The organism is Bittarella massiliensis (ex Durand et al. 2017) (assembly GCF_017566145.1).
In the GTDB taxonomy this organism is placed as follows: domain Bacteria; phylum Bacillota; class Clostridia; order Oscillospirales; family Ruminococcaceae; genus Bittarella; species Bittarella massiliensis_A.
In genome coordinates, this window is sequence record NZ_JABFCL010000259.1 from 1 (window position 1) to 219 (window position 219).

Annotated in this window: 1 pseudogene; it reads left to right on the plus strand. The window is 48.4% G+C overall.

From position 1 onward, the window contains the following. Positions 1-219, plus strand: a pseudogene (locus HJY11_RS14245) (heavy metal translocating P-type ATPase); the annotation flags it as partial.

Below are 219 nucleotides of genomic sequence, written 5' to 3' on the forward strand. Positions count from 1 at the left end.
TATGACAGGTGTACTGAGAGTCCGGACGACTAGGGAATTTGGGGAGTCGACCGTATCCCGTATTCTGGATCTGGTAGAAAATGCAAGTTCCCGTAAATCAAAATCCGAAGACTTCATATCAAAATTTGCGCGGGTTTATACACCGGCCGTCTGTTATGCGGCACTGGCACTAGCGTTTATGCCACCGCTTGTGCGTATGATTGTACTTGGACTTCCAGC